The 18,376-nt window shown below is 71.5% G+C and carries 16 protein-coding genes and 1 pseudogene; 7 read left to right on the top strand and 10 right to left on the bottom strand.

What is annotated here, in order from left to right; all coding sequences use genetic code 11:
- Window position 1 precedes the first annotated feature (1 nt).
- Genes IZR02_RS03880 through csrA form a run of 4 tightly spaced genes read left to right on the top strand, consistent with a single transcriptional unit; the run spans window position 2 to window position 4,167 of the window.
- On the top strand, window positions 2-763 hold the full coding sequence (locus IZR02_RS03880) for a flagellar biosynthetic protein FliR (protein ID WP_025104367.1): 762 nt from the start codon (window positions 2-4) through the stop codon (window positions 761-763).
- Window positions 760-1,851, top strand: a complete 1,092-nt coding sequence (locus IZR02_RS03875; RefSeq protein WP_025104368.1) for an EscU/YscU/HrcU family type III secretion system export apparatus switch protein — start codon at window positions 760-762, stop codon at window positions 1,849-1,851. The genes IZR02_RS03880 and IZR02_RS03875 overlap by 4 nt, the downstream gene beginning before the upstream one ends.
- On the top strand, window positions 1,848-3,911 hold the full coding sequence (locus IZR02_RS03870) for a flagellar biosynthesis protein FlhA (RefSeq protein ID WP_025104369.1): 2,064 nt from the start codon (window positions 1,848-1,850) through the stop codon (window positions 3,909-3,911). The genes IZR02_RS03875 and IZR02_RS03870 overlap by 4 nt, the downstream gene beginning before the upstream one ends.
- A 4-nt stretch (window positions 3,912-3,915) precedes the next feature.
- Window positions 3,916-4,167: a carbon storage regulator CsrA gene (gene csrA, locus IZR02_RS18015; RefSeq protein WP_025104370.1), complete on the top strand. Its 252-nt coding sequence runs from the start codon at window positions 3,916-3,918 to the stop codon at window positions 4,165-4,167.
- Here the strand turns inward: csrA and IZR02_RS03860 are convergent.
- Entirely contained in the window at window positions 4,164-5,951 is a 1,788-nt protein-coding gene (locus IZR02_RS03860) for a 2-isopropylmalate synthase (protein WP_062766257.1), read from the bottom strand. The genes csrA and IZR02_RS03860 overlap by 4 nt on opposite strands.
- A gap of 185 nt (window positions 5,952-6,136) precedes the next feature.
- On the opposite strand from IZR02_RS03860, the gene IZR02_RS03855 reads away from it, so the two are divergent.
- Complete coding sequence (locus IZR02_RS03855) at window positions 6,137-6,805, top strand: FadR/GntR family transcriptional regulator (protein WP_062766254.1); 669 nt, start codon at window positions 6,137-6,139, stop codon at window positions 6,803-6,805.
- A 15-nt stretch (window positions 6,806-6,820) separates the two neighbouring features.
- Here IZR02_RS03855 and IZR02_RS03850 read toward each other — a convergent pair whose 3' ends face one another.
- The 8 genes and pseudogenes from IZR02_RS03850 to coaA form a co-directional block, all read right to left on the bottom strand.
- Window positions 6,821-7,957: a hypothetical protein gene (locus IZR02_RS03850; RefSeq protein WP_025104373.1), complete on the bottom strand. Its 1,137-nt coding sequence runs from the start codon at window positions 7,955-7,957 to the stop codon at window positions 6,821-6,823.
- On the bottom strand, window positions 7,954-9,546 hold the full coding sequence (locus IZR02_RS03845) for a sensor histidine kinase (protein WP_062766251.1): 1,593 nt from the start codon (window positions 9,544-9,546) through the stop codon (window positions 7,954-7,956). The genes IZR02_RS03850 and IZR02_RS03845 overlap by 4 nt, the downstream gene beginning before the upstream one ends.
- Before the next feature lie 209 nt (window positions 9,547-9,755).
- Window positions 9,756-10,601, bottom strand: coding sequence for a response regulator transcription factor (locus IZR02_RS03840; protein ID WP_062766247.1), 846 nt, complete (start codon window positions 10,599-10,601; stop codon window positions 9,756-9,758).
- A complete protein-coding gene (gene tsaE, locus IZR02_RS03835) occupies window positions 10,598-11,089 on the bottom strand; it encodes a tRNA (adenosine(37)-N6)-threonylcarbamoyltransferase complex ATPase subunit type 1 TsaE (protein ID WP_025104376.1) in 492 nt (163 codons plus the stop codon). The genes IZR02_RS03840 and tsaE overlap by 4 nt, the downstream gene beginning before the upstream one ends.
- Complete coding sequence (alr, locus tag IZR02_RS03830) at window positions 11,086-12,192, bottom strand: alanine racemase (RefSeq protein ID WP_025104377.1); 1,107 nt, start codon at window positions 12,190-12,192, stop codon at window positions 11,086-11,088. The genes tsaE and alr overlap by 4 nt, the downstream gene beginning before the upstream one ends.
- Complete coding sequence (locus IZR02_RS03825; protein ID WP_025104378.1) at window positions 12,189-12,548, bottom strand: holo-ACP synthase; 360 nt, start codon at window positions 12,546-12,548, stop codon at window positions 12,189-12,191. The genes alr and IZR02_RS03825 overlap by 4 nt, the downstream gene beginning before the upstream one ends.
- Before the next feature lie 105 nt (window positions 12,549-12,653).
- Window positions 12,654-14,500, bottom strand: a pseudogene (gene glmS, locus IZR02_RS03820) (glutamine--fructose-6-phosphate transaminase (isomerizing)).
- Between the two features lie 63 nt (window positions 14,501-14,563).
- Complete coding sequence (gene coaA / locus IZR02_RS03815; protein ID WP_025104380.1) at window positions 14,564-15,517, bottom strand: type I pantothenate kinase; 954 nt, start codon at window positions 15,515-15,517, stop codon at window positions 14,564-14,566.
- A gap of 28 nt (window positions 15,518-15,545) precedes the next feature.
- Between coaA and IZR02_RS03810 the strand changes: the two genes are divergently transcribed.
- Together IZR02_RS03810 and IZR02_RS03805 are read left to right on the top strand one after the other, a co-directional pair.
- Window positions 15,546-16,481: a Ppx/GppA phosphatase family protein gene (locus IZR02_RS03810; RefSeq protein WP_025104381.1), complete on the top strand. Its 936-nt coding sequence runs from the start codon at window positions 15,546-15,548 to the stop codon at window positions 16,479-16,481.
- Window positions 16,482-16,528: 47 nt separating this feature from the next.
- Window positions 16,529-16,990, top strand: a complete 462-nt coding sequence (locus IZR02_RS03805; RefSeq protein ID WP_025104382.1) for a VanZ family protein — start codon at window positions 16,529-16,531, stop codon at window positions 16,988-16,990.
- A gap of 21 nt (window positions 16,991-17,011) precedes the next feature.
- Here IZR02_RS03805 and glmM read toward each other — a convergent pair whose 3' ends face one another.
- Window positions 17,012-18,370, bottom strand: coding sequence for a phosphoglucosamine mutase (glmM, locus tag IZR02_RS03800; protein ID WP_062766240.1), 1,359 nt, complete (start codon window positions 18,368-18,370; stop codon window positions 17,012-17,014).
- Between the last annotated feature and the right edge of the window lie 6 nt (window positions 18,371-18,376).

Genomic DNA, 18,376 nt, shown 5'->3' with positions numbered 1-18,376 from the left:
CGTGTTCATCCCGATCGACTTCGCGTGGCTGGAGGCCACCCTGCTCGCCGCCGTGCGCATCACGGCGTTCATCATGATCGCCCCGCCGTTCTCGTACGGCGCGATCCCGGTGCGCGTGAAGGCGATGCTCTCGATCGGACTGTCGCTCGCGGTGGGGGCTGCCGTCGCGCCCGGGTACGAGAGCCTGGACACCGGGCCGTTCCTCGGTGCGCTCGTGATCCAGCTGCTCACCGGGGCCCTGCTCGGCTTCCTCGTGCTGCTGTGCTTCTCCGCGGTGCAGGCCGCGGGCAGCCTGATCGACGTGTTCGGCGGTTTCCAGCTCGCCCAGGCCTTCGATCCGGCGGCGATGGTCAACGGCGCGCAGTTCACCCGGCTCTTCCACCTCACCGCGCTCACGCTGCTCTTCGCCTCCGGCGGCTATCAGCTCATCCTCGCCGGGCTCGCCCGCAGCTTCGACGCGGTGCCGGTCGACGGCATCTTCCGCGTGGCGGGACCCGCCGAGCTGCTCGTCGACGGGGTGTCCCAGATGGTGCTGGCGGCCGTGCAGATCGCGGGTCCTCTCGTCCTGGTGCTCTTCCTCGCCGACGTCGGGCTCGGTCTCATCACGCGCGTGGCGCCGGCGCTCAACGCCTTCGCGATGGGCTTCCCCGTCAAGATCCTCCTCACGCTCCTGCTCGCGGGCGCCGTGTACGTCGCGTTCCCGGGAATCGTCGACGCCCTCGCCACCCAGGCGTTCCGCCTGATGCAGGGGGTGACACCGTGAGCGGCTCGGACAGCGGCGAACGCAGCGAGAAGGCCACCGAGAAGCACCTCAGGGAGGCCAGGCAGAAGGGCCGGATCGCCCGCAGTCAGGACCTCACGGCGTGGCTCGGCATCGGCGCCGCCGCCGTCATGATGCCCGCCGCCATCGCCGCGGGGACCGCCGCCGGCACCGAGCAGCTGGTGACCCTCGCCGGGCTCATGCAGGCGCCTTCTCCGGAGGCCGCGCTCGCCGCCCTCGGACGGGCCCTCGCCTCGGTGCTGCCCACGCTGGGCGCGCTGCTGGCCGCGGTCGCGATCGTGACGCTGTTCGGCGCGGTGGTGCAGGGCGGCGTGCACCTGCGGAAGCTGTCCGGGCGCTACGAGCAGTTCAACCTCGTCTCCGGCGTGCGGCGGGTGTTCGGCCTGCAGGCGCTGTGGGAGGGGGCGAAGGCGCTCCTGAAGACGGCCGCCATCGCCCTCGCCCTGTGGGTCGTCATCTCCGGGCTCATGCCGGTGCTCACGGCGAGCGGCGCGCACTCCGTGTCGCGGCTGCTCGGCACCGCGGCGGACGGCACCGCGGCCCTGCTGCAGACCGCCATCGCCGTGGGTCTGGTGCTCGCCGCGATCGACCTGTTCGTCGTGATGCGCCGCAACCGCAAGCACACGCGCATGACCAAGCGCGAGGTGCGCGACGAGAACAAGAACTCCGAGGGCGACCCGCTCATCCGGCAGCAACGCCGGTCGCGTCAGCTCGCGGTGAGCCGCAACCGCATGATCGCCGCGGTCGCCGGCTCCGACGTCGTGGTCGTCAACCCCACGCACATCGCCATCGCGCTCGAATACGACCCCGGCACGTCCGCCCCGCGGGTCGTCGCGAAGGGCAGCGGCGTCATCGCCGAGCGGATCCGCGAGAAGGCGCTCGAGTCCGGCGTCCCCCTCGTCCGCGACATCAGCCTCGCTCGCGCTCTGCACGCCGCGTGCGAGCTGGGCCAGGAGATCCCCGAAGACCTCTACAACGCCGTGGCACGGGTCCTCGTGTTCGTCGACGCGCTGCGGCGCCGAGGCGCCGCCCGCGGCATCCACTCGCTCCCCTACCGGAGGACCGTATGAAGAAGCTCCTCACCACGCTCGGGGTGCCGATCGGCGTCGTCGGCATCATCATGCTGCTCGTCGTCCCGGTGCCGCCGTTCCTGCTCGACGTGCTGATCATCCTCAACATCATGTTCGCGCTGGTGATCCTGCTGACGTCGATGTTCGTGAAGAAGCCGCTCGACTTCTCGGTGTTCCCCTCGCTGCTGCTCGTGGCGACGCTGTTCCGGCTCGGGCTCAACGTCGCCTCCACCCGCCTCGTCCTCGGCGAGGCGTACGCGGGACAGGTGATCGAGGCGTTCGGGGCGATCGCGGTGGGCGGCTCGCTCATCATCGGCGCCGTCGTGTTCCTCATCCTCGTCGTGATCCAGTTCGTCGTGGTGACCAAAGGTGCAGAGCGCGTGGCCGAGGTCGGCGCCCGGTTCACGCTCGACGCGATGCCGGGCAAGCAGATGGCCATCGACGCCGACCTCAACGCCGGCCTCATCAGCGACACCGAAGCCCGCGAGCGCCGGGCGGAGGTCGCCGCCGAGTCCGACTTCTACGGCGCGATGGACGGCGCCTCGAAGTTCGTCAAGGGCGACGCGATCGCCGGGCTCGTGATCATCATCATCAACCTCGTCGGCGGCATCGCGATCGGCCTCGTCCAGCACGGCATGTCGATCGACCAGGCGGTGAGCACCTACAGCCTGCTCACGATCGGCGACGGCCTCGTCACCCAGATCCCCGCGCTGCTCATGGCGGTCTCGACCGGCATGATCGTCACCCGCTCGACCGCCGAGGCCGAGATGGGATCGGCCGCATCGACGCAGCTCGGCCAGTCGCGCAACGCCCTCATCATCGCGGGGTCCGCGGCCATCGTCATGGCGCTCATCCCGCACATGCCGATGCTCCCCTTCCTGGTGATCGGCGCCCTGCTGCTGCTCATCGCCCAGCGCATCACCGCGACCCGCAAGCGGGAGGAGGCGGAGGCGGCGCAGGCACCCGCTCCCGCGCCGGTGGACCAGCCGGAGGAGCTCATCGAGCGCATGCGGGTGCACCCCCTCGAGATCCTCCTCGCCCCGGACATCGTGGATCTGGTGACCGGCGGCCCCGACGACCTCCTCGCGAGGGTCAAGGCGCTGCGGCGGCGCATCGCGCTCGACCTCGGTCTGGTCACCCCGCCCGTGCGCACCAGGGACAGCATCGAGCTTCCCCAGGCGACCTACGTCATCCGCATCGCGGGCGTCGAGACCGGGCGGGGCACCGCGCCGACCGGGTCGGTGCTGGCGCTCGGACAGGGCCTGGACAGCCTGCCGGGGACCGCCGCCCTCGACCCCGTGTTCGGTCTCGAGGGCAAGTGGATCCCGATGGAGATGCGCCACAGCGCCGAGTTCGCCGGAGCCACGGTGATCGACCGGGCGAGCGTCATCATCACCCACCTGTCGAGCGTGATCCAGACGCACGCCGCCCGCCTGCTCAGCCGCGAGGACGTGCGTCAGCTCACCGACGCCCTGAAGCAGGTCTCTCCCTCGGCGGTCGAGGAGCTCACCCCCGCGCTGCTGTCGCTCGCGGAGGTCCAGCGGGTGCTGCAGGGGCTGCTCGCCGAACGGGTGCCGATCAACGACCTCAGCCGCATCTACGAGGCGCTCGCGCTCCGTGCGAAGACCTCCACCGACCCGGAGGGACTGATCGAGGCCGCCCGTGCCGCCCTGGGACCGGCCATCGCCTCCCGCTTCGCGGAGGACGGCACCCTCCGAGTCGTCATGATCGCCCCGCTGCTGGAACAGGCGATGCTGGAGAGTCTTCGTCCCGGCGACGAGGGCTCGCAGATCGTCTTCGACCCGCCGCGGATGGAAGCGGTGATCGCGTCGGTGAAGCAGGCCGTGGCGACGCCGACGGACGGCGGCGAACCGGTGCTCGTCTGCGCCCCCTCGCTGCGTCCCGCCGTGCGGCGGCTGGTGTCGGCGCAGACCGACGGCCTCCCCGTCCTCTCCTACAGCGAGGCGACCGCCGCTCCCCTCACGATCGAGACGATCGGCGTGGTCCGCGACTCCTCCACCGCGTCGCTCGGGGCCGCCCCCGCCGCACCAGTAGGCTGAACGAATGCTGGTGTTGACGAGGCGGATCGGTGAGAGCGTGCGCATCGACGGCGAGATCGAGGTCACGCTGCTCGACATCAAGGGCGACAGCGTGCGCATCGGCGTCAAGGCCCCGCGGGAGACCCGGATCCAGCGCACCGAGATCATCGAGGCCGTCGTCGCCGAGAACGTCTCCGCCGCCGCCGACACCGACGCGAGCGCCGCGGATGCGATCACCGCGGCACTCGCGCGAGGGCGCGAGAAGCAGACCCCCTAGGCCCCGCGGGCCGGCGTCGTCGCGGCGCGGCGCTCCGCCGCGTTCCGCACGGCGTGCAGGGTCGCCGTCAGCACGGAGCGGTCGCGGCCGGCCGCCCATTCCGAGCGTGCGCCGTCGCGGTACTCGATCAGGGTGAGCGCGTCGCTGTCCGGGCCCGTTCCGATGCTCGTCTGGTGCAGACTCAGGATCTCGACGGGCAGACCGATTGCCGCGAGCGCCGTGCCCAGCGCCTCCACCGGACCGACGCCGTCGTGGCGGGTCCGCGTCTCGACGCCGTCGGCATGGAGCGTGATCGTCGTGCACCCTCCCGCGACGTCGGCATCCGCCCGCAGCCTCAGCGGTCCCGTGTCCGCGCTCGCGAGGTAGGCGGCGTGGAAGATGTCCCACACCTCCGCGGCCGTGACCTCGCGTCCCGTCTGCTCGGTGCGCCGCTGGACGTGACGAGCGAGGTCGATCTGCAGGCGCCGCGGCAGCTCGATCCCATAGGCGTCTTCCAGCAGGTACGCGATGCCGCCCTTCCCGGACTGCGAGTTGACGCGGATCACGGCGTCGTAGCTGCGGCCGATGTCCGCCGGGTCGATGGGCAGATACGGCACGCGCCATTCGATCTCGTCCTCGGGGCGGCCCTCCTCCGCGGCACGGGCGCGATGCTCCGCGAACCCTTTCCGGATGGCGTCCTGATGGGTGCCCGAGAAGGCGGTGTGCACGAGGTCGCCGGCATACGGGTGCCGCGCGTGGATGTCGATGCCGTTGCAGTGCGCGACGGTCCGGCGGATCTCGTCGATGTCGGAGAAGTCGATCATCGGATCGACCCCCTGCGCGTGGAGGTTGAGGGCGAGGGTCACGAGGTCGACGTTGCCGGTGCGCTCCCCGTTGCCGAAGAGGCACCCCTCGACCCGCTGCGCACCGGCGAGGACGGCGAGTTCCGCGCAGGCGACGCCGGTACCGCGGTCGTTGTGCGGATGCACGGAGAGGATGACCCCGTCGCGACGCCCGAGGTTGCGGTGCATGTACTCGATCTGGTCCGCGTAGACGTTCGGGGTCGCGACCTCGACGGTCGCCGGCAGGTTCAGGATCACGGGACGCTCGGGGGTCGCGTCCCACAGGGTCGTCATCGCCCCGCACACGTCGAGGACGAAGTCCGGCTCGGTGAGGGTGAACACCTCGGGGGAGAACTCGAAGCGGACGTTGTCGAGCTCCCCCGCGAGGCGGAGCACGTCCTGGCCGCCGGCGAGGATCAGCGCCCTCAGCCCCTCCCTGCCCTGGCCGAGGACGACATCGCGCCACGTCGGCGCCGTGGCGGTGTACATGTGGATGACGACGGGGTTCCGGATGCCGCGCACGGACTCGACGGTCCGCTCGATCAGGTCACGCCGCGCAGGCGTGAACACCACGATCGTCACGTCGGCAGGAGCGAGGTCGGTCTCGGCGAGGAGCCGGACGAAGTCGTAGTCCGTCCGGGAGGCCGAGGGGTATCCGACCTCGATCTCCTTGTAGCCCATCGCGACCATGAGCTCGAAGAAGCGCCGCTTGCGGGCCGGGTCCATGGGCTCGGCCAGCGCCTGGTTCCCGTCCCGGAGATCCACAGGGACCCACAGGGGGGCCTGGGTCAGTCGCGCGCTCGGCCAGGTCCGCGTCTGCAGCGGCACGGCGACACGGGAGTACACGTCTCGATAGCGATGCGAGGGCATCTGCGAGGGCCGCTGCCTGTTCCAGTGCGGAGCGTCGTCGGGGAGGGCGCCGGACGGGGTGGCGAGGGTCGGGAAGGCGCGGGATGGGGTCATGATCGGGTTCCTGTTCGGATCGCGAGGAAGGCGACCGGCGCGTCCTGCTCCCCACGACGGGGAGCCGGTCTGACTAGACCCCGTCGTGGCGACGAAGGAGGAGGAACCGGGATGTGCGCATAGGGAGAACCTAGCACAACTCCTCAGACAAGCAGAGCAGTCGAGTCACCTGCGAGAATGGACCCATGACGACCGTGCGCCGCGAATCCCTCGCCGAACAGGCCGCCGAGCTGCTCCTCGCCCGGATCGGAGCCGGCGAATGGGAGGTCGGCGGGAAGCTGCCCGGCGAGACGACGCTCGCTCCGCAGCTCGGCGTGGGTCGCTCGACGGCCCGCGAGGCGATCCGCATCCTGGCCGGGCGCGGTGTGCTCGCCACCCGCCAGGGCGCGGGCGTCTTCGTCACGGCCGTCGAGCCCGCCCCGACCTGGGATGCCGTCCTCGACCGCGCCGACATCATCGCGGTCCTCGAGGCCCGCACCGCGATCGAAGTCGAGGCCGCGGCGCTCGCTGCGGAGCGCCGGACCGCGGCCGACCTGGACGAGCTGAGGCGCACGCTCGCCGAACGCGACCGTCGACGCGCGGACATCCGCGCGCACGTCGAGGCGGACATGGCCTTCCACCGGGCCGTCGTCGTCGCCTCCGGCAATCCCGTGCTGCGAGAGCTGTTCGACGGCTTCGCCCCGCGCTCGCTGCAGGCCATGATCGACATGCTGCGCATCCGCGGCCATCACGGCGACGCCGCCGACCAGGACGCGCACGGGCGTATCGGCGATGCGATCGCCGCGCGCGACCCCCGGACAGCCGGCGCCCTGACCCGCGAGCACCTCGATACGGTGAAGAGGCTGTTCGGCTGACGCCGGAAGGCGAGCTCAGACGGCGGTCAGATCCGACTCCTGCGCCCGTTTCCACTGATCCCCGCCGGCGTCGCGCGCCCGTTCCGCCGCGGATGCCGCCGCCGCGACGAGTGTGTCGTAGTCGTATCCCGCGACGGCTGCCGTCGCCCAGCCGATGCTGGCGGAGGAGCGGATCCCGCTCGCAGGCGCCTCCAGATCGATGATCGACACGGATGCCAGGATCGCCCGCAGGTGGAACCGCACCGCCTCGTCGCTTCCGTGGATGATGACGATCGCGCGGTCGTCGGCGACCCGCTCCGCATCGGCTGTCGCCGGAAGCGCGTCGCCGATGTCCGCGTGGAACCGATCGGCGATGCGTCGGAAGCCGGCGCTGCTCGACGCCTCGCGGAGGTCGGTGGGGTCGTCCAGGCGGATGTCGAGGATCGACCAGGCGGGGTCCTTCTGCGCTGACGCCTTGCGAAGCCGCTCCCTGGCGCGCTCCGCCGCGCCGTCCGTCCCGGGCGTCGCGCTCTCCACCCGCACGAGGAGCACGAGGGTGAAGGCTGCGCACGTGCTCACGACGATCGTCCCGACCGCGTTCATCCCGCGCAGCGCGCTGAGCTGCTCCTCCGTGCTCACGCCTCCCGAGACGAGGGCGGAGCCGGCGCTCACGACGGCGACCACGACGAAGCCGCACGCGGCGAGCGCGAGAGGCAGCACGATGTCCCGCGACGCCGGCTGCCCTCGGAGCAGCTCCCAGGCGAGCAGGCCGGCGAAGACGGCCATCGCCAGGAAGACGACGTGGAAGACCGGCAGATACCAGCGCGTGCCCGCCGTGAGGATCAGCGCCGTGGGGACGCCGACGAGCGCGAGGACGACCGGCAGCCAGGGCGCTGACCGTCCGAAGTGCATCCGCACCCCGAGCCACACGAGCGGCACGAAGGAGACGACGATCGCGGAGGCGGCCGCGCGGAGCACGGGGCTGCCGGTGTGGTGCCCGGCCAACCAGAGGTAGGCGCCGAGCATCCCGATGCCGAAGGCGACGCCCCAGACGATGGTCGCCCTGCTCGGCCGCGCCAGGGTGGCGAGACCGACGACGATCGCGGTGAGCACGGTCACCACGGCCACCATGCTCGTGGTGACGTCGACGCTGACGGGCACGAGCGGCGTCATACGGGGTCCTCTCTCATTCGTCGGGGGAAGCGGACGGTGACGGTGGTCCCGACGTCCACCTCGCTCGTCACGAGGATGGCGCCGCCGTGCGCGACCACGATGTCCCGCGCGATGCCCATGCCGAGACCGGTGCCGGCGATGCCGCCGCGCACGGCGCTGTCCGCGCGGAAGTAGGGCTCGAACAGCCGCGGCAGCTCCTCCTCGGCGATGCCGATCCCGGTGTCCGCCACGGTGACCTCGGCGTGTCCGTCCGACTCCGCCAGCCGCACCGTGATGCGCCCGCCCCCCGGCGTGTACTTCACGGCGTTGCCCAGGAGGTTGTCCAGCACCTGACGCAGCCGGAACGCGTCGCCCGTGATCACCATCCGCTCGGCCCCGTCGAGGACGAGCTCCTGCCGCGCGGCCCCCATCAGGGGCGCGAACGACGCGGCCGACTCCTCGACGACCACGCGCAGGTCCACCGGTTCGAAGGGGTCGTGCGAGACCCGCCCCGTCTGGGCCTGCATGCTCGTGACCAGATCCTGCAGCCGCTCCCCCGCGTCCGCGATAACCTCGATCTGCGCGGGCACGCGGCCGGGGAGGTCGTCGCGCTCGCGCAGGAGCTCGACGTGGCCGATGATCGCGGTCAGCGGGTTGCGCAGCTCGTGGGAGATCACGGCGGTCAGCGCCCGCCGCTCCTCGGCGGCCTCCAGGAGCGCGGTGACGTCGTCGATGACGACGAGGGTGATGCGCTCCCCCTCCCGGGCTCCGGCGATGGGCTGCGTGGTCACGGCCAGGGCGTGCCACTGCCCTGTCCCGTCGTACAGCCACACCCGCTCCTCCCGCATCGACTCCCCCGCGGCCGCCCGCGCCAGCGTCGTGCGCTCCGGGGTCAGAGCCGTCCCGCGCCGGGCGTCGTACTCGACGGACGCCGACGGGAGCGCCGCGCCGAAGCGGTCACGGCCGTAGAGGGTGCGGTAGGCGTCGTTCATCTGCAGGATGCGGCCCGCGGAGGTGACCACGACCAGCGCGATGCGCAGCGCGTCGATGACCTGCGTGACGCGCTCCTGGTTCGTCTCGGCCCGCTCCGCCGCCCGGTTCACCTGCTCGGAGCGGCGCTGCAGGAGCCGCCGTGCCGCGCCGGAGCGCTGGGCGCCGATGCGGACCGTCACGCCGAGGAAGCTCAGGGTGATGACGACCGTGAGCACGCGCAGCAGCACGTCCTCCGGCGGGCCGGAGCGGTCCGAGAAGAACACCAGGCAGCCGCCGCTGAGCGCGATGCCGACGAACACCCAGGGCATCGAGAAGTAGGTCGCCAGCCAGACCACGGGGAAGACCCAGAGGAAGCCGAGCCGGAGATCCGGCACGTTCGTCGTCAGTCCGACCCCGAGCACGTCGAGCAGCGGGAGGACCGTCACCGCCGTGCGCGGCAGACGTCGCCACGGGACCATGAGCGCCACCAGGGTGGTGACGACGATGAGGCCGATCCCCCCGATGAACAGCGGGATCGCGAGGGTCTGCGGCTTGAAGCCCGCGACCATCACCACGATGGCGACGATGCTCGCGGTGAACACCAGCTGCCACCGCCAGATCGAGACCGTGCGGATCATCAAGGTCCGCCTCCCGGTCGATCCTCAGCATTCACGCAAGATTACTCAAAGATCGTCACATCTCGCTCTTCAGGAGGCGTTCGCGCCCTACGATTCTGAGTGGGAGCCGACGCTGCGACTGGGGATTTCGCAGAAGCTGGGGCCGCGCGAGTGGGGATTCGCAGGCATCCGGGGCCGCGGTGGGGGAGCCGCGGCCTCGACCCCTCCCGTCAGGGGCGCCGATCGTCGGACGTGAGGCGGTATCCGACGCCACGCACCGTCTCGATGTAGCGAGGGGCGGTGGGACTGTCGCCGAGCTTCCGACGCAGATTGGCCATGTGCGTCTCGATCGCCCGCTTGTCGGGTTCGCTCACCCGATCGAAGGCGTCGCCGGAGGCTCCGCGCAGTCCGAGCGCGAGGTCGGCTTTGCTGCAGACCCGGCGGCCGGCCTCGAGGAGCGCCGCGAGCAGGTCGAACTCGGTGGGGGTGAGTTCGACGGGGCGCTGGGCGACGAGCACGAGGCGCGTGTCGAGGTCGAGACTGAGGTCACGGTGCACGAGCCCTCGCCACGTGGCCACGGTGGCATCGGCGGCGGCACCGGCCGGGAGCGCGGCACTCGGGGCGGGTGAGGCCGCGGGCACGGGGGTCGAAGCCGCCGGGACCTGCGCGGCGGCGAGAGGGAGCGGGTCCGTCGCCGGGGTGCGGGTGCGCCGGAGGAGCGCCTCGATCCGGGCACGCAGCTCGCGCGGCCGGAAAGGCTTCACCAGGTACTCGTCGGCACCGGAGGTGAGGCCGAGCACCACGTCCGACTCGTCGGCCAGGGCGGACAGCATGATGATGAAGGTGTCGCTGACCTGTCGGATGCGCCGCGCGACCTCGAAGCCGTCGATGCCGGGGAGGTTGATGTCGAGCGTGGTGATGATCGGACGGTGCGCCGCGACCGCCGCGAGCCCCTCCGGCCCGGAGCCGGCCAGCACGGTGCGGAACCCCGCGGCGAGGAACACCTCGTCCAGCAGCGACCGGACCCCGGGGTCGTCCTCGATGATGACCGCGACCAGCGGCTCCCCCGCCGTCACGCGCGCTCCTCACGGGTGATCGTGACGACGCGAGGTGCGTCGGCGTCGAGTTCCGACGGGTCGAGGGCGTCGTCCTCGCCGGCACCGACGGGGCGTTCGATCTCGATGTCCCACCAGGCGTCGGCGAGCTCCTCCGCCATACCGCGGCCCCATTCCACGACCACGACCGATCGCTCCAGGTCGAGGTCGAGGTCGTCGAGTTCCGCCGCGGAGCCGAGGCGATAGGCGTCGACGTGCACGAGCGGCGCGCGGCCGACGAGCGACGGATGCGTGCGGGCGATCACGAACGTGGGGCTCTGCACGGGACCGCGCACCCCGAGGCCCTCGGCCAGGCCGCGGGTGAACGTGGTCTTGCCCGCCCCCAGCGGCCCGGTGAGGATCAGGAGGTCGCCCGGCTCGAGCTGCTCGCCGATGCGCAGGCCGAGCTGCTCCATCTCCTCGGAGGTGGAGATCCGGCGGCGTCCGAGGAACGCGGGGTCCAGGCTCACGTCGTCCTCCGCGGCACCCGGTGACCGATGCGGGTGACGATCTCGTAGCCGATCGTGCCGGCGGCCTCCGCCCAATCCGTGGCCGACGGCACGCCGAGGGTCGGATCCCCGAACAGGGTGACCTCGTCACCGACACCCACCGGTGCATCCCCGACGTCCACGACGAACTGATCCATCGCGATCCGTCCGACGTTCGTGTAGCGGCGCCCTCCGATCGACACGGGCAGGCGTCCGGAGGCGCTGCGGGGCACGCCGTCGGCATAACCGAGGGGCACGAGCGCCAGGGTGGTCTCGCGGTCGGTGCGGTGCACGTAGTCGTAGGAGACCCCGGTACCGGCGGGAACACGACGGACGGCCGCCACCGCCCCGCGCAGGGTCATGGCCGGGCGCAGACCCAGTTCCGCGGAGGAGCGGTCGTCGAAGGGCGAGAGGCCGTACGTGCCGATGCCGATGCGGACGGCGTCCAGCCGTGTCTCCGGCAGGTCGATCGCGGCGGCCGTGGCGGCGATGTGGCGGATCTCCGGGCGTACGCCGAGCGCCGCGGCCTGCGCCACACCCTCCTCGAACCGGGCGAGCGCGGCGCGGTCGTCGGCCGGCGAGGCGTTGGAGAGGTGCGAGAAGAGGCCCACGATGCGCAGGCGGCCGATGCGCTCCAGCCGGGCGGCCTCGGCGAGCACCGTCCCCCAGTCGTCGGGAGCGATGCCGTTGCGCGAAAGCCCGGTCTCGAGCTTCAGGTGCACGGCGACCGGGCGGTCCGCGGACGCGGCGGCGGCGGCCGCCTGCAGCTGGTCGTACGACGAGATGCCGACCTCGACCCCTTCCGCTGCCGCCTCCAGGAACCGCTCCCCCGGGGCGTGCAGCCAGGCCACCACAGGCGCGTGCACGCCCTGACGCCGCAGTTCCAGCGCCTCCGGGATCTCGGCCACGCCGAGCCGCGTCGCACCGGCGGAGAGCGCGGCCACGGCGGTCGCGGCGGCGCCGTGCCCGTAGGCGTTGGCCTTGACGACGACGAGCACCTCGACTCCGGTGAGCCTGCGGAAGTGTCGCACGTTGTCGGCGATCGCATCGAGGTCGATCGTGGCCTCGCGGAACGGGACGGTCACAGCGGGGCTCCTTCGGCGACGACGAATGCGGCGGCGAGGCCGGCATCGTGGGTGAGGGTGAGATGCAGCGTGCGGATGCCGCGCTCCTCGACGACCGCGGCGGTGGATCCGGACAGCACGAAGTGCGGCTTTCCGGAGGCCTCCGAGGCGATCTCGATCTCGGTCCAGTGCACGCCGTCGGAGCCGCCGAGCGCCTTGATCAGCGCTTCCTTCGCGGCATATCGCGCGGCCAGAGAGGGCAGCCGGAGCTCCCGTTCGGACGGAGCGAACAGCCGCTCGCGCAGGCGAGGGGTGCGGGTCATCGTGCGCTCGAACCTCGGGATGTCCACGAGGTCGATGCCGGTGCCGATGATCACGCAATCAGCCTACTCGGGCTTGCCCACCCACCCCTCTCCGTACACCCCACCCCTTTGCGTGCGCACGCAGAGGGGTGGGAGGAACACAAGGGGGTGGGTCGGCGGTCACTCCACCGTGACGGACTTCGCGAGATTGCGCGGCTGGTCCACGTCGAGACCCTTCGCGGTGGCCAGCGCCATCGCGAAGATCTGCAGCGGCACCACGGCGAGCAGCGGCTCGAACATGGGTCCGGCGAGCGGGATGTGGATGACCTCGTCCGCGAAGGGCAGCACGGCGGCGTCGCCCTCCTCCGCCACGACGATGACGCGGGCACCACGGGCGCGGATCTCCTGGATGTTGGAGACGACCTTGGAGTGCACGAGCGCGGAGTGCCGCGGCGACGGCACGAGCACGAACACCGGCTGTCCCGGCTCGATCAGGGCGATCGGACCGTGCTTGAGCTCACCGGCGGCGAAGCCCTCCGCGTGGATGTAGGAGATCTCCTTGAGCTTGAGCGCTCCCTCGAGCGCGATCGGATAGCCGACGTGGCGACCGAGGAAGAGCACCGAGCGGGTGTCGGCCATCCAGCCGGCGAGCTGCGAGACGTGCTCGTGCTCGCTCTCCAGCACCTTCGCGACCTTCTCCGGCAGCGCGGCGAGCTCCTCGACGTCCGTGGAGGCGTCGGCGACAACACCGCGGACGCGGCCCATGTGCAGGCCGAGCAGCAGCAGGGCCGTGATCTGGGCGGAGAACGCCTTGGTCGAGGCCACGGCGACCTCCGGGCCGGCATGGGTGTACACGACGGCGTCGGACTCGCGCGGGATGGTCGCGCCCTGCGTGTTGCAGACCGACAGCGTGCGGGCACCGCGCTCCCGGGCGTACTTCACGGCCATGAGGGTGTCCATGGTCTCGCCGGACTGGCTGATCGAGACCACGAGGGTGTCCGCGCCGATGACCGGGTCGCGGTAGCGGAACTCGTGGGCGAGCTCGACGTCGACGGCCACGCGGGCCCACTGCTCGATCGCGTACTTGCCGACGAGCGCGGCATAGGAGGCCGTGCCGCACGCCGTGATGATGACGCGGTTGATGCCGACGAAGAGCTCGTCGAGGCCGTCCAGCTCCGGGATCACGACCTGACCGTCGCGGATGCGTCCGCGGATGGTGTTCGCGACCGCCTCGGGCTGCTCCGCGACCTCCTTGGCCATGAAGCTCGACCATCCGCCCTTCTCGGCGGCGGCGGCGTCCCAGGAGACGTCGAAGGGCTCGGCGGTGACGGGCGTCCCGGCGAAGTCGGTCACGGTCACCGCGTCCGGGGTGATCGAGACGATCTGGTCCTGACCGATCGCCAGTGCCTTGCGGGTGTGCTCGACGAAGGCGGCGACGTCGGAGCCGAGGAAGTTCTCCCCCTCGCCCAGACCGATCACGAGCGGCGAGTTGCGGCGGGCGCCGACGACGAGCCCCGGGTGGTCCTGGTGCATGGCCAGGAGCGTGAAGGCCCCTCGAGGCGGTTCACCACCGTGCGGAAGGCGAGGGCGAGATCGCCGCCGTTGCCCGCGTACTCGCGGCCCAGGAGGGCGGCGGCCACCTCGGTGTCGGTCTCGCTGCGGAAGGCGACGCCGTCGGCGAGGAGCTCGTCGCGCAGGGCCGCGAAGTTCTCGATGATGCCGTTGTGGATCACCGCGAGCTTGTCGTCGTCGGCGAGGTGCGGGTGCGCGTTGACGTCGGTCGGGCCGCCGTGCGTCGCCCAGCGGGTGTGGCCGATGCCGGTCGTGCCGTCGGCGAGGGGGGCGTCGCCGAGCGAGTCGCGCAGCATGGCGAGCTTGCCCGCCTTCTTGCGCATGCCCAGCGTCCCCTCGCCGTCGATCACGGCGATGCCCGCGGAGTCATAGCCGCGGTACTCGAGCCGGGCGAGGCCGGCGAGAAGGATGTCCTGGCTGGGCCGCGGGCCCACGTATCCGACGATTCCACACATGCCGATAAGGGTAAGCGGCATTTTTTGCGAACCGTCCGAACAATCGGATGCCGCCGCGAGCGCTCAGAGCTTGCGCAGGAGCACGCTCTCCACGTCGTGATCCGCGCCCTTCCGCAGGACGAGCCGTGCCCGATGCCGAGTCGGCATCACGTTCTCGACGAGGTTGGGCATGTTGATCTCGTTCCAGTATCCCAATGCAGTGGTGATCGCCTCTTCGTCCGTGAGGTGCGCGAACACGTTGAAGTACGAGTTCGGGTTGCTGAAGGCACCCTGCCGCAGAGCGAGGAACCGGTCGACGTACCACTTCTCGATGTGCGCCGTGTCGGCGTCCACGAAGATCGAGAAGTCGAAGAGGTCGCTCACGGCCACGTCGTTCGGCGCCGGCGGGGGCTGCAGGACGTTCAGCCCCTCGACGATCACGACGTCCGGCCGGCGCACCACGACGTGGGCGTCCGGGACGATGTCGTAGCGCATGTGGGAGTAGAACGGCGCGCGCACCTCGGGAGCCCCGCTCTTGACCTCCGTGAGGAACTGGATCAGCGCCCGGCGGTCGTACGACTCGGGGAAGCCCTTGCGGTCCATGAGGCCGCGGCGCTCCAGCTCGGCGTTCGGGTAGAGGAAGCCGTCCGTCGTGACCAGCTCCACCCGCGGCGTCCCCGGCCAGCGGCTCATGAGTTCGCGGAGGAGCCGGGCGATCGTCGATTTGCCCACCGCGACGGAGCCGGCGACACCGACGACGAACGGCGTCGTGGTGTCGTCCTCCTGCAGGAACGTCGAGGTCGCGGCGCCGAGCTGCTTGGTCGCGCTCGCGTACAGACTCAGCAGCCGGCTCAACGGGAGGTAGACCTCGCGCACCTCGGTGAGGTCGAGCCGGTCGCCGATGCCTCGGAGTTCGACGACCTCGGTCTCGGTGAGCGGCTGGTCGAGTCCCGCGGCGAGACGCGCCCACTCCGCGCGCCCGATCTCCCGGTACGGCGACAGCGGCAGCGTGGGGTCGACGGTGGTCACGTCGTCCATCGTAACCGCGCGCGAGTATCCTCATCCCGTGCGCCTCGGAGTCATCGACATCGGATCGAACACCGTCCACATGCTCGCGGCCGACGTGCGTCCCGGCGGACGACCGCTCGCGACGACGAGCGACCGCACCGTGCTGCGCCTCATGCGCTACCTCACACCGGACGGCGCGATCGCCGAGGAGGGCGTGCGGGCTTTGGAGGCGGCCGTCGCCCAGGCGCGTCGGGTCGCCGAGACCGAGGGCGTCGACGCTCTCCTCGCCACCGCCACGAGCGCCGTGCGCGACGCCCGCAACGGGGCTGCCGTGATCGCCCGCATCGAGGCCGCGCTCGGCCAGCCGCTGCAGGTGCTCGACGGCGAGACCGAGGCCGCGCTCACCTTCCTCGCCGTGCGACGCTGGTTCGGCTGGTCCGCCGGCCGACTGCTGCTCCTCGACATCGGCGGCGGTTCGCTGGAGATCGCCGCGGGGGCCGAGGAGCTCCCGGAGATCGCCGCCTCCGTGCCGTTGGGCGCGGGACGCATGACGGTGCGCTTCCTCGCGCAGGACCCGCCCGGCGAGGACGACGTGGACCGGCTCCGCGCGCATGCGACGACGACGCTCGCCTCCGTCGTCCCCGCGTTCACGGCGCTCGCCCGTCCCGACCACGTCGTCGGATCGTCCAAGGCCATCCGCTCCCTCGCGCGTCTGGTCGGCTACCCCGTCCCCGGCTGGTCGGGGAGCGAGCGGATGCTGCTGCCGCGTGCGGCCCTCGGATCGTGGATCCCGCGGTTGGCGCGTCTGCCCGCATCGGCGCGGCAGGAGCTCCCCGGCATCACTCCCGACCGCACCTTCCAGATCGTCGCGGCGGCGGTGTCGTTGCATGCGGCGATGACGGCGCTCGACGTGGAGGAGCTGGAGGTGTCGCCCTGGGCACTGCGGGAAGGCGTGCTGCTGCGGTACATCGAGCAGCAGGGCCCGCCCGGGTGACCCCCGCCGCCGGACGGATCCCCAGGTTCGCCCCCTAGGCTCGCGCCATGCCCTCCCGCCTGTCGAAGACCGCCATCGCGGCGCGCGTGCTGCTCGTCCCGTACGTCGTCGCCGTCGCGATGATCGTCTGGCTGCCGGCCACGGTCGCCTCGCGGGTGACGGGTATCGCGTTCCGTCTCGCGGAGTACGCCTCCGCCCATCTCGGGATCTCGCTCTCGACGAGCTACACCGTGTTCGAGTTCCTCGCGAACATCGCCCTGTTCGTCCCGTTCGGGCTTCTCCTGGCCGCGGGATGGCCGCGCTGGAGCCCCTGGCTCGTGATCCTGACGGGCTACGCCGCGAGCGCCACGATCGAGCTCGTGCAGACGCTGCTGCCCAGCCGCTACCCGACGCTGTCGGACGTGATCGCGAACACCCTGGGCACCATCGTCGGATGCCTGCTCGTGCGGGTGGCCGTGGGCCTGCGGCCGCGCCCGAGAGCCGTGCAGCCGACCTCGCCGGCAGGGTGAGGCAGCGAGCCCCCGCCCCCGTCAGAGGGCGAGGCGCTCCTGCACCACGGCAGCCAGTCGTTCGGCGTGAGCCCGTGCCGACTCGGAGTCGGCCGCCTCGACCATGACGCGCACCAGCGGCTCGGTGCCGGACTTGCGCAGCAGCACACGCCCGGTATCGCCCAGCTCGGCCTCGACGTCGCGCACCGCCTGCTGCACGACCTCGTCATCGGCGACGCGATCCTTGTCGACGTCGCGGACGTTGATCAGCAGCTGCGGGTACACGGTCATGACGGACGCGAGCTCGGCGAGGGACTTGCCCTGCCGCGCCATCTCGGCCACCAGATGCAGACCGGTGAGCAGGCCGTCACCCGTGGTGGCGTACTCGCTCATGATGACGTGGCCGGACTGCTCGCCGCCGAGGGCGTAGCCGCCGGCGTTCATGTCCTCGAGCACGTAGCGGTCGCCGACGGCCGTCTGACGCACCGTGATCCCGTGCTCGCGCATCGCGACGTGCAGGCCGAGGTTGCTCATGACCGTGGCCACGAGGGTGTCGTCGGTGAGACGACCGCGCTCCTTCATCGACACGGCGAGGATGGCCATGATCTGGTCGCCGTCCACGACGTTGCCCTGTGCGTCGACCGCGAGGCAGCGATCCGCGTCGCCGTCGTGCGCGATGCCGACGTCGGCGCCGAGCCGGACGACGGCTTCGGCGAGGTTGTCGAGGTGGGTCGAACCGACGCCGTCGTTGATGTTCCAGCCGTCGGGGTCGGCACCGATCACCGTGACCTCGGCGCCGGCATCGCGGAACGTCTCCGGCGAGACACCGGAGGCGGCGCCGTGGGCGCAGTCGAGCACGACGTGGATGCCCTCGAGACGGTGCGGCAGCGACGCGAGCAGGTGCACCACGTAGCGGTCCTCGGCGTCCGAGAACCGGTCGATGCGGCCGACGCCGGCACCGGTCGGGCGCAGCATCTCGCCGTGCATGGCCTCCTCGATGCGCTGCTCCACGATGTCAGGGAGCTTGCGTCCGCCGCGGGCGAAGATCTTGATCCCGTTGTCGGGCGCCGCGTTGTGCGACGCGGAGATCATCACGCCGAAGTCGGCGTCGCGATCCGCGACGAGGAATGCCAGCGCCGGCGTGGGGATGACCCCGGCCTCGAGGACGTCGACGCCGGAGGAGGCGAGTCCCGCGGAGACGGCGGCGGTCAGGAAGTGCCCCGAGACCCGAGGGTCACGGGCGACGACGGCGGTGAGTCGCTTGCCTTCGGCCTTGCGAGCCTCCGCAGTACGGCCCTGGCCCAGGACGACAGCAGTCGCCTGGGCCAGGGTGAGCGCCAGGTCGGCGGTGAGGATGCCATTGGCGAGTCCTCGCACGCCGTCCGTGCCAAAGATCGGCATCGGAGC

Origin of the sequence: Microbacterium paraoxydans (assembly GCF_019056515.1) — a bacterium.
GTDB lineage: Bacteria > Actinomycetota > Actinomycetes > Actinomycetales > Microbacteriaceae > Microbacterium.
This window is presented reverse-complemented; position numbering and strand designations above follow the sequence as displayed.